This window comes from Aquabacterium sp. UBA2148 (assembly GCF_002328915.1).
Lineage (GTDB): Bacteria > Pseudomonadota > Gammaproteobacteria > Burkholderiales > Burkholderiaceae_C > Aquabacterium > Aquabacterium parvum.
This window is the reverse complement of the sequence record NZ_DCXA01000232.1, coordinates 2,224-11,949: the sequence shown is the minus strand read 5'-3', so window position 1 is coordinate 11,949 and position 9,726 is coordinate 2,224. Positions and strand designations below refer to the sequence as shown.

At 67.3% G+C, this 9,726-nt stretch carries 12 protein-coding genes; 2 read left to right on the top strand and 10 right to left on the bottom strand.

The window, feature by feature from the left end:
• Positions 1–150: 150 nt before the first annotated feature.
• Entirely contained in the window at positions 151–468 is a 318-nt protein-coding gene (locus B2W70_RS13065) for a hypothetical protein (protein WP_286746293.1), read from the bottom strand.
• A gap of 176 nt (positions 469–644) precedes the next feature.
• Entirely contained in the window at positions 645–1,139 is a 495-nt protein-coding gene (locus B2W70_RS13060) for a YiaA/YiaB family inner membrane protein (RefSeq protein ID WP_286746292.1), read from the bottom strand.
• A gap of 104 nt (positions 1,140–1,243) precedes the next feature.
• Here B2W70_RS13060 and B2W70_RS13055 point away from each other — a divergent pair, with 104 nt between their 5' ends.
• Positions 1,244–1,996, top strand: a complete 753-nt coding sequence (locus B2W70_RS13055; RefSeq protein WP_286746290.1) for a helix-turn-helix domain-containing protein — start codon at positions 1,244–1,246, stop codon at positions 1,994–1,996.
• A gap of 14 nt (positions 1,997–2,010) precedes the next feature.
• On the opposite strand, the gene B2W70_RS13050 is transcribed toward B2W70_RS13055, so the two are convergent.
• From B2W70_RS13050 to B2W70_RS13030, 5 genes are all read right to left on the bottom strand, one after another.
• A complete protein-coding gene (locus B2W70_RS13050; protein ID WP_286746288.1) occupies positions 2,011–3,219 on the bottom strand; it encodes a CaiB/BaiF CoA transferase family protein in 1,209 nt (402 codons plus the stop codon).
• A gap of 55 nt (positions 3,220–3,274) precedes the next feature.
• Positions 3,275–3,853: a CAP domain-containing protein gene (locus B2W70_RS13045; RefSeq protein ID WP_286746286.1), complete on the bottom strand. Its 579-nt coding sequence runs from the start codon at positions 3,851–3,853 to the stop codon at positions 3,275–3,277.
• A 98-nt stretch (positions 3,854–3,951) separates the two neighbouring features.
• Positions 3,952–4,377, bottom strand: a complete 426-nt coding sequence (locus tag B2W70_RS13040) for an ExbD/TolR family protein (protein ID WP_286746284.1) — start codon at positions 4,375–4,377, stop codon at positions 3,952–3,954.
• Positions 4,378–4,392: 15 nt separating this feature from the next.
• The gene (locus tag B2W70_RS13035; RefSeq protein ID WP_286746282.1) at positions 4,393–5,232 is read right to left on the bottom strand and encodes a MotA/TolQ/ExbB proton channel family protein; all 840 of its coding nucleotides are present in this window, start codon (positions 5,230–5,232) and stop codon (positions 4,393–4,395) included.
• Positions 5,233–5,234: 2 nt separating this feature from the next.
• On the bottom strand, positions 5,235–5,987 hold the full coding sequence (locus tag B2W70_RS13030; RefSeq protein ID WP_286746280.1) for an energy transducer TonB: 753 nt from the start codon (positions 5,985–5,987) through the stop codon (positions 5,235–5,237).
• 208 nt (positions 5,988–6,195) lie between these two features.
• Between B2W70_RS13030 and tssA the strand changes: the two genes are divergently transcribed.
• Positions 6,196–7,308: a type VI secretion system protein TssA gene (tssA, locus tag B2W70_RS13025; RefSeq protein WP_286746278.1), complete on the top strand. Its 1,113-nt coding sequence runs from the start codon at positions 6,196–6,198 to the stop codon at positions 7,306–7,308.
• 5 nt (positions 7,309–7,313) lie between these two features.
• Here the strand turns inward: tssA and B2W70_RS13020 are convergent, their stop codons facing one another.
• The 3 genes from B2W70_RS13020 to B2W70_RS13010 all read right to left on the bottom strand — a co-directional run.
• Positions 7,314–8,114, bottom strand: coding sequence for an OmpA family protein (locus tag B2W70_RS13020; RefSeq protein WP_414631067.1), 801 nt, complete (start codon positions 8,112–8,114; stop codon positions 7,314–7,316).
• A 49-nt stretch (positions 8,115–8,163) separates the two neighbouring features.
• On the bottom strand, positions 8,164–9,150 hold the full coding sequence (gene tagF, locus B2W70_RS13015) for a type VI secretion system-associated protein TagF (RefSeq protein WP_286746277.1): 987 nt from the start codon (positions 9,148–9,150) through the stop codon (positions 8,164–8,166).
• Positions 9,147–9,726: type VI secretion IcmF C-terminal domain-containing protein (locus tag B2W70_RS13010; protein WP_286746275.1), on the bottom strand; the 580-nt coding region annotated here is incomplete at its 5' end. The genes B2W70_RS13010 and tagF, both read right to left, overlap by 4 nt.

Sequence of the window (9,726 nt, the reverse complement as noted above, 5' to 3'; positions counted from 1 at the left end):
CTTGCTGCACCGCGCCCACCGACAGCCGAGTGGGCTGACAGGGGCGCCCCGCTTGCGCTGGCGTGCACGGCATGAGCGCGACGATGGCCGAGAGCAGCGCACCTGCGAGCCAGGCCCAAGGCCAGACCGGGCGACGAACAGGGTTGCCGATCATCGCAGCACCTCCTCGTGGTGCAGCAGGGCCCGGCCCAGCGTGTTGGGAACCAGGGCAATCACCTCACCGGCGGTGCTGAGAAGCCAACCGGCCGACACCGCCGTGACGGTCACCACCGTGCCCACCGCCACGGAAGCCATGCCCACCGACGAGCTGGCCCACTTGACCGAGATGCGGGCGCCATCGCTGGCTCGCTCCAGCACCCAGACCATGCCGTCGGCCGTGGCCTGGATGGCGACCACCGACAGCGCCACCGTGCCAGACACCAACAAGGCAGGCGCGGTCACCGACACCGCCACGGGCAGCATCGACAAGGCACTGGCCTCAGAGGCCTGGTTCGGGTGAGCGTGGGCGCTTGTGAGGGCACCCACCAGCGCCAGGCAGGCGCAAGCGGAAGCCAGCCAGGCCTTGAACCTGTGTTGTCCACGGCTCCGCGCGCCGGCAGGTGCCACATCAAGCATTTGTTTCATCCGGGTCATGAACGTTCTCCTCAAGCGATGTCGGACTCACGTTGATGGGACGCGGCCACGCGGGTGGCCCCATGCTGGGCGCGCGCCTCGTGCGCATCTCGCAGGGTCTTGGCCAGGGTGAAGGCCTGCGCCACCATGAACAGCCAGCACACCATCAGGTAGGCCTTGTAATCAGGGCTGATCGGCATCTGCCACATGCCCCAGCCGGTCAGTGCCAGCGCCGCGCCAAAGCCGGTCCACACCACCAGGCCCCACATGGGCGTTTGCGGCAGGCCATCGGCCTGGTCCCGCACGTGGCGCGACAACACGAACACCGACGACAGGCTGAACACATAGGCCATGACCATGAAGGCCCGCTCGATCAGGCTGCCAGGCAGCCAGTACAGGCCGGTGGCACTGAGGAAAGCGGCAAGCCCGAAGGAGACCCAAACCTGGATGACCCAGGCTCGGGTGTCGCGGCGGGCGGTGGCGGTATGAGGCATCGAGTTCATGTGGCGAACCCCGTTGTTGAACATGGAGCGGATTCTTCCCAGCCCGGCCCGACAGTTCAACAAAACAATACGAAGTTGCGGATCAATGCACTTCTGGTATCGTTTTTCAATACTTCACGGAGACACCCATGGGCAGCAGCGAAGCCTTGGTTCAAGCCCTCAAGACCGAGTTGAAGACCGCCGGCATCACCTATGCCGCGCTGGCGACCGACCTGGGCTTGGCCGAGTCCAGCGTCAAACGCATCTTCGCCAAAGGCGACATGCCCCTGTCTCGCATCGACGAGATCTGCCGGGTGCTCAAGCTCGACTTCGCAGACCTGGCCCGCCGCGTGGCCGATGCCCAGCCGCTCAGGCGCGAGCTCACGCTGGCGCAAGAAAAGGCCGTGGTCAAGGACAAACGCCTGCTGCTGGTGGCCACCTGCTGCCTGAGCCAATGGACGTTCGAGCAGATGCTGAGCACCTACCGACTCACCGAAGCCGAGTGCATCGCTTGCCTGACCCAGCTCGACCGCCTTGGTGTCATCCGCCTCAAGCCATTGAATCGCTACCAGCTGCAAGTGGCCAAGACCTTCCGATGGCGCCCTCACGGGCCGGTGATGGCCTTTTTTCGCGAACAGGTGGCGCCCGAGTACTTTTCAGGCGGCTTCGGGGGAGACGACGAGTTGATGCTGCTGGTGCATGGCTCTCTGGCCCCTGAGCACGCCCAGTCCCTGCTGGAGCGACTGCAGCGCACCGCCGAAGACTTCTCGCGGCAGCACGCCAGCGACCAACGACTGCCCGAGTCCCGCAAGCGCCCCTACACCCTGCTCATCGGCATGCGCTCGTGGTGGTACCAGGCCTTTGTGGACCTGCGCCGCACCTCGCCCGCCAACGGGCGTTGACGGCTGACTCGGTCTCAGCGCTTGAGTCGGGCCAACACCTCGTCGGTGTCCTCACCCAGCGTGGGACCGCGTCGCTGGATGGCACCTGGCGTGCGCGACAGCTTGGGCACGATGCCAGGCACCTCCACCGTCAGGCCGTCGTGCGTGGTCACCGGCAGCACCATGTCGCGAGCGCGGTAGTGCGGGTCTTCGGCGATGTCCTGGGCGCTGTAGATGCGCCCCACCGGCACGCTGGCGGCGTTGAGCACGTCCAGCACCTGCTGCACCGCCCTGGCACCCGTCCAGGCGCCGATCGCCTCGTCGATCTCGCCCACCCGCTTGACGCGCCCCGGGTTGCTGGCCAGCTCCGGGTCGGTGGCCAGGTCGTCGCGCCCGATGGCGATCATCAGGCGCTTGAAGATGGAGTCGCCATTGCCACCGATCACCACCATGCCGTCGGCACAAGCGTAAGCGTTGCTGGGCGCGATGCCAGGCAAGGCCGAGCCCGCTGGCTGACGCACCGCCCCGAAGGCGCTGAACTCAGGCAGCAGGCTTTCCATGCAATTGAAGACGGCCTCGTACAGGGCCACGTCCACCACCTGCCCCCGGCCCTTGGGTGCATCGGGCGCGATGGTGGCCTGGCGCGCCTGCAACGCCAGCAGCACGCCGATCACGCCATGCAGGCCTGCCAGGGTGTCGCCCAGGCTCACGCCCGCACGCACCGGGATGCGGCCTGGCTCGGCGTTGAGGTAGCGCATGCCGCCCATGGCCTCGGCCACCACGGCAAAGCCGGGGCGCTCGCGGTAGGGGCCGCTTTGCCCATAGCCGCTGATGCGCAGCATGATCAAGCCAGGGTTGCGGGCACTGAGCTGCTCGTAGCCCAGGCCCCATTTCTCCATGGTGCCGGGCTTGAAGTTCTCGACGACAACGTCGGCCTCGTCGATGAGGCGGGCGACGGTTTCGCGGCCTTCGTCGCTGCGCAGGTCGAGCACCACGCTCTTTTTGTTGCGGCTTTGAACCTGCCACCACACGCTGGTGCCGTTGTGGAGAATGCGCCACTGGCGCAAAGGATCGCCGCCTGCTGCCCCCTCGGCTGCGGGCGGCTCGACCTTGATGACCTCGGCGCCAAAATCGGCCAGGGTCTTGCCAGCAAAAGGGCCAGCGATGAGCTGGCCCAACTCGATCACCCGCAAGCCAGCGAGGGCCTGGGGTGTGGACGGCGTGGTGAAGGCTGCGGCGTTCATGTCGATGCGGTCAAGCGGGTTGCCGCATTTTCAATGAGAACGCCGATGGCGCGCCTCACTTGTGCATCGAAGGCCCACGGCGGCGGGCGCGCAGCGCCACCCCAACGAGGCCCAGCGCGGCAAGCAGGCCCACGTTGGGCTCGGGCACGACGGGGACCGGCGGCAGCGCCCCGAAGTCCACCGTCCAGTAAGTGCCAAAGCTGCCGCCCCTGACCAGGCCCACGCCGAAGGCGGTGAAGTCGCTGCCCAGGATCTGGGCGCGATGACCGGGGCTGTTCATCCAGGCATCGACCACCGAAGGGGCGTCTTTGAAACCGGCAGCGATGATCTCGCCCATGGCGCCGCCACGCGGGTAGACGGCCAGGATGCGGTCAAAGGTGTTGGTGCCATCGCAGCTGTCGTGCTGGAAGCAGCCGTTGGTGGCCATGTCGCTCGAGTGCTGGTCGGCGACGATGTTCAGGCGGTAATCAAAGCCCAGTTGCGACAAGCCGGCCAGCGAGCGCTGGGCGTTGATGAGCTCGGCAACCTGCGCCTCGACCGCGTCGATGGACTCGTCGGCGCGAGCCTGAGAGGTCGCCAGGGCCATGGCCACCGAGACCACGAGGGAAGCAAAACCGAAACGCTTGCGGGACATGGGGCCTCACTGATTGGGTTGGTGCTCCGAGTCTAGTGAGGCTTCGCCAGACCCCGGGTCATCCCACCCCCCTGTCCCCGGGAGTTGGCAGCCCCATTTCAGCGCGCAGTCGTATCAGGCTGTGTCACCAGGCCGATTTTGCTCACACCAAGGCGCGCGGCATCGGCCAGGATCTCGGCCACGCGGCCATACGGGATGGACTGGTCGACGCTGAACCGCACGGCGGGCGGGTTTGGCTTGGCGCCCTCCACCGCAAAGCGGGCGGCGGCTTCTTGCCGACTCAGCGCCTCGCCATTCCAGTACAGGATGCCCTCGGCATTGATGCTGAGCTGGATGGCGTCGGGCTGCGGTTGCGTGGGCTGTGCGCTGGCCTTGGGCAGCTCCAGCTTGACGGACTGGGTCAGCAGCGGCGCGGCCACGATGAAGATCACCAGCAGCACCAGCATCACGTCGATGAGCGGCACCATGTTGATCTCGGCCACCGGGGCGCCGCCGCGCTTGTCGTCGAAACTCGCGAAAGCCATGTTCTCGGCTCCTGATCAGCGGTGGGCTTGCAGCGGTCGCACGGTGGCGCTGGGGGCCGGCGGCTCCACATCGCTGGTCTTGAGCGTCTGCCCGGTCGACAAGAAGGTGAACAGCTCGAAGGCGAAGGCATCCAGGCGCGCACCCCAGACCCGGTTGCTGCGCGTGAGCCAGTTGTAGGCCACCACGGCCGGGATGGCCACGGCCAGGCCCACACCCGTCATGATCAGGGCCTCGCCCACCGGGCCGGCCACCTTGTCGAGCGAGCCGGAGCCCGAAGCGCCGATGGCCAGCAGCGCGTGGTACACGCCCCAGACCGTGCCGAACAGGCCCACAAAGGGCGCGGTGGCACCGATGGTGGCCAACGCTGTCAGGCCGCTTTCCATGCGCATGGTTTCTTCGTCGAGCACCTTCTTGATGGTGCGCGTGAGGAAGTCCTTGGCCGAGCCGGCCTCTTCCAGCTTGGCCGCACCGTAGCGAGCGTGGTGGGCCTGGGCGTGCATCGCATGCGCCGTCAGGTGCGCAAAGGGCTCCTTGACGCCGTGCGTGGCGATCTCGTGCTGCACGGCCTCCAGCGAGGTCGCGTTCCAGAAAAAGCTCAGGAAAGACTGGCTTCGGCGCTGGCGCAGGGCCAAGGCAAAGCCCTTGATCGCGATCAGGGCCCACGACAGCACCGACATCAGCACCAGGATCACGAACAAGCCCTGACCGATGGCGTCGGACTGGGCGATGAAGTGGCCGAAACCAGGGGTGGCAGAGGCGGCTGCCTCGGGCACGGCGGCCATCGCCGCAGAGGTGGCAGAAGCCGCTGGCGAGGCCGAAGCGGCCAGGGCGACGGGGTCGATCGGGTTGCTCATGGTCAGTTGTCTTCGAGGATGAATGTCTGGGGGGTCCTGACCCACATCGGGCGGGCAACGCCGTCCTCGACATGGGGTTTGGATCGGGCGGCGCGCATGGCCTGCACGGCTTGCTGGTCCAGTCGCGGATAGCCGGAAGACTTCACCACCTGGATGTCGGTCGGACGGCCCCGCTCGTCCACCAGCACGCGCAGCAGCACGCCGCCCTGCTCTCCCAGTTCGCGCGACACGCGGGGGTAGGTCAGAACAGGCGGCACCAGGTACGACACCGCCGAAGCCTGGAACTCGCGTGGCGCAGGCGGCGGCGGAGGGGCCGGCGCGGCGACTGCGGCAGGGGCCGCCTGGGTGGCAACAGGCGTGGCCGGAGCTGCCGCCACGGGGGCCGTGAGCGCCACCGACTCGGCCCCGGTCTGGCTGCTCAAAATGGGCGGTGAGTTGCTGGCCTGCGCTGGCACCGGTGCCGGCGTGAGCCTGGGCTGAACACGTTCGGGCGGACGGGGCTGCACCGGTTGACGCACAGGCTCTGGCTGGGGCTCTTCGGCGGCATCCCGGGTCTGCGATTGGGCGTCGGTCACCAGCGACACCTCGATGACTTCGCTGCTGCCCACGTTCACGGAGTCGGTCTTGGCATGCCACCAGGCCCAACCCAAAGCCAGGTGCACCGCCACCACTGCCACGGCCAACACGCGCCGCTGCCCTGCGGACAAATCGCTGGGCAAGGTGGAAAACGTGAGGGCAGATGCGGCAGAACTCATGCGACGCATCTTAACACGATCAAGATATTGATACTCATTCTCATTCATGTTGACTGAAGTCGTCGGGTTACAAACGATCACGACCTCACCCGGGTTGGGGCCTGGATCCCGGCGGCTGCCGTGGGATGATGCGCCGCTCTGCGCACGCCCGCCAGGCTGGCATGCACGGTTGCCGACGCCACAACCACAAAACACGATCAGGGACGCCATGGACACCGACCTCCTTGTGGCCCCTCTGCCAGGCGCCCAGCCCGGCGGGGAAGACCTTTCTTTTTCGACTGATTTCGACGACATCGCCGAGATGCGGCGTGCCGACGACCCCACCCTGAAACAAGGCGAGTGGGTGACCCCGCTCAAACAAGCCGACTGGGCTGGCGCCGCCCGCCTGTGCGAAGCCCTCCTCGCATCCCGCACCAAGGACCTGCGCCTGGCCCTTTGGCTGACCGAAGCGCGCGCCATGACGCAGGGCTACGCTGGCCTGGCCAGCGGGCTGGGGCTGTGCACGGCCTTGTGTGAACAGCACTGGGACCACCTGCACCCCCTGCCCGATGGCCACGACGCCGAAGAGCGCATCGGCAACATCGCCTGGATGCTGCAACGCCTGGTTGAGCTGGCCACCGCCCTGCCCGTGACCGCGGGCCGAAAAGGCGAGCAATACACCCTGAAAGACCTCAAACACGCCCGCCAATGGCAAGCCCAGGCAGAGCGCGCAGGGTTGCCAGCCGACACCTTGCCCGCCGACCAGCCCAACGCCATCACGGTCGCGCAGTTTCGCCAGGCCATGCAGAACACCCCAGCCGAGCGACTGCGAGAATCGGTGGACGCACTGCGCAGCACCAAGGCTCAGCTGCAAGCCTGGCAGGGCGTGATCGATGCCAAGCTGGGGCAGGATGGCCCGAGCTTCGTTTCGGCCCGCGAGGCCCTGGATCAGGCAGGCCACGAGCTCGAAAGGTTGGCCCGCGACGCTGGCGCATTGAGCAGCGCATCGCTCACAGGTGATGCAGGCGCGGCCTCTGCAACGTCCACCGCACACACCGACGCGACGGAGAGCACCATGCCGACCTCGGCCGACCAGCTGACCCCTGCCGGCGCCGCTGCGCCGCGAACCCGTGCCGAGGCGCTGCGGCAGCTTCAGGCGGTGGCCGACTTCTTCAGGCGCACGGAGCCTCACAGCCCCGTGGCTTACCTGGCCGACAAGGCCATCAAGTGGGGCGAGATGCCCCTGCACCGCTGGCTGGGCGAGGTCGTCAAGGACCCCTCTTCCATGGCCCACCTTCAGGAGCTGTTGGGGCTGGCTTCAGCTGACAACACAGGCGCCTGAGGCGCTCAGGAGCCGACACGGAACTCGATTCGCCGGTTGCGCGCGCGCCCGGCCTCCGAGTCATTGCTGGCCACTGGCTGATCGGGGCCCATGCCCGAGGTCTGCAGGCGTTCGGCGGCCAGGCCCTTGCCCACCAGGTAGCTTTTGACCGCCTGCGCGCGCGCCAAAGACAGGCTGATGTTGCCCGGCCGGTGTCCCAGCGAGTCGGTGTGCCCGATGACCTCGATGCGCTTGCCTTGAAGCTGACTCAGCGCCAGCGCCATCTCGTCGAGGATCTTCAGGCCCTCAGGCCGCAAGACCGCGCTGCCGGCCTCGAACTCCACGATGCGCTGAGCCAGGGCCTGATCGACCAAGGCCTGCTCACGCACCGCCACGCGCAGGCCGTTGCGCACGCTGTAAGTTGGGTTGAGCGCTTGCGCCACGTCGCTGACGAGTTGCTGGCGCTGGGCTTCGTTGGCCACTTCACCGCGCAAGTCCACCGTCTGACCCTGCACGCTGAGTTGCCCGTGGCTGACCTGCTTGAGCGAAGGCGAGATCAGGCGCTGCACGTGCTGCCCCCAGTTGGGCGGCGCCACCACCGATCCCAGGCTGAGTTGATCGACCACGCGCTCGGCGCCGTAGACGTCTCGCAACCGGGTCAGCACGGCCACGCGGGTGGCTTCGTCGGGCACCACGCCCGCCACAACGACTTTGCCGCTGGCGCTGGCCGACACCGGCACCGCCTGCGTCGGATCGGCCGCTTGCCCTTGCGCCACCGCCCAGCCGGCGACGCTGGCGAGCAAAACCGCCAGGCAGGACTTGGGCACGCGCGACGCCGTGGGTTTCAACAAACGAATCGGATGCGGTGCCATGACCTCATGCCCCCAGGAAAACTTCTTGAAATGTGCGGACGGCTTGGGTGAGCGACAGCGCCGGGTCCTGCAGGTAGGTTGACAGCTTGCGCAAACCCACATCGGCCTGGGCCTCGTCTTCGACCCAGTCGAGCTCGCCGAGGGTGACGCCGTGACGCGAGAGCACGCTTGGGTCGATCACCGCCTCCAGGGAGGCCGCCGAAGCCCCCTGAAAGCCCAACAGCATCTGCGGCAAGCCCTCTCGAACCGGCAGGAAGATGCTGAACTCGACGACGTGCCGGGTGAAAAAACCCATGATCAACATGAGCCACCACGATGCCACGCAGGCGCGCAAGGAAGGCTCCAAGGGCAGGGGCAGGCACAGCAGCTTGTTCATGCGCGCGCCGCCCTGAACCAAGGCTGGCCGCAGCAAAAGTCCCAAGGCGAGCACGGCCTGGCGGACCGACAGGCGGCGCCCACCCGCGCTCAGGATCTGGCCCAGGGAGGCCAGGCTGTGCGCATCAAGGAAGGACTCGAGTCGGTCACGGGCCTCTTCGAAATCAGGCACATGTTCCAGGGGAGCCTGCAAGCGAGCCTGAACATCGCCCAGGTCGGTCGCCTGCCTCGCGGCCTGCCCGCGCGTGGCCAACTGGTGCCACAACGCATCCAGCGCGATCGGTGCCAGCACCGCAGACTGCTGCGGCTTGCGCAAGTCAAAGGCCCCGGCGGTGACGAAAGGAAAGCGCCTGCCTGATGTGTCCTGGCTGGCCAGCCAGTGCCCGGCGAGCGCCACGTGGCTGCCCGAACCCAGGATCGCAAAAGCAAGGGCGGGCGCCTCGTCGTAAATGAGTTTCCAGCGCGGGTCGGTGGACATCCGCTCCAGGGTCTGGGCCTGCCAACGATCCAGCACCTCCAGCATCGCCGGGTGCTGCGCGCTTCGCACGAAGTCACCCCTGGAGGGCAGCTTGCCAAAGTAGAGGACGTCCACGGGCTTGCTTTCGGTGGTGATCATGCGCCCTCTCCTGCGGCCACGACTGCGCCCTGGCGGCTGGTTGGGGGGGCCACCGGCACGGCCGCGGAGGACTGCACCAGAGGCGATGCGGGTGCCGCAGGGGCCGTGGTGTCGTCGCTGCCCGCCACCAGCGCTGGCAAGGCACCGGGTTTGGCGCCGGGCTCGCTCGCCGGGGCAGGCTGAGCTGCGGGCGCGCTGTTGGAGAGGATGCGCAACTGAACCGCGACCGCCACGTTGCCCTGAGGCCACTTCAACTCGAACACCTGCTCGTCGATGCGGCGACGCTGCGCAGAATTGATCATCTTTTCCAGGCCGAAGCGACCCGGCTCATTGAAGAAGCTGATCTGCCGGCCATCGAACGTCACGCCGCTGATGCGAACCCCCGGCGTGCCCGGGCCAGGCCACACGAAAGGCTGCCAAGTGGCTGCCCCCTGCCGGTACCTCAGCACCTGGCCATCGATCTCGACCGTGTACTCGGTCAGGCCAGGCGCCGGCTGGGGCAAGACCTGGAAGTTGGTCTGTGCCGCCTCGGCGCCAGCGCCTGCCGCAGACGCACCCGCCCCCTGGCCGCTGAGC

Bases quoted from the DNA above. Each gene is read 5' to 3' on its own strand.
- B2W70_RS13045 (WP_286746286.1), bottom strand. From the start codon at position 3,853: ATGTCCCGCAAGCGTTTCGGTTTTGCTTCCCTCGTGGTCTCGGTGGCC.
- B2W70_RS13060 (WP_286746292.1), bottom strand. From the start codon at position 1,139: ATGTTCAACAACGGGGTTCGCCACATGAACTCGATGCCTCATACCGCC.
- B2W70_RS13035 (WP_286746282.1), bottom strand. From the start codon at position 5,232: ATGAGCAACCCGATCGACCCCGTCGCCCTGGCCGCTTCGGCCTCGCCA.
- tssA (WP_286746278.1), top strand. From the start codon at position 6,196: ATGGACACCGACCTCCTTGTGGCCCCTCTGCCAGGCGCCCAGCCCGGC.
- tagF (WP_286746277.1), bottom strand. From the start codon at position 9,150: ATGATCACCACCGAAAGCAAGCCCGTGGACGTCCTCTACTTTGGCAAG.
- B2W70_RS13050 (WP_286746288.1), bottom strand. From the start codon at position 3,219: ATGAACGCCGCAGCCTTCACCACGCCGTCCACACCCCAGGCCCTCGCT.
- B2W70_RS13030 (WP_286746280.1), bottom strand. From the start codon at position 5,987: ATGAGTTCTGCCGCATCTGCCCTCACGTTTTCCACCTTGCCCAGCGAT.
- B2W70_RS13055 (WP_286746290.1), top strand. From the start codon at position 1,244: ATGGGCAGCAGCGAAGCCTTGGTTCAAGCCCTCAAGACCGAGTTGAAG.
- B2W70_RS13040 (WP_286746284.1), bottom strand. From the start codon at position 4,377: ATGGCTTTCGCGAGTTTCGACGACAAGCGCGGCGGCGCCCCGGTGGCC.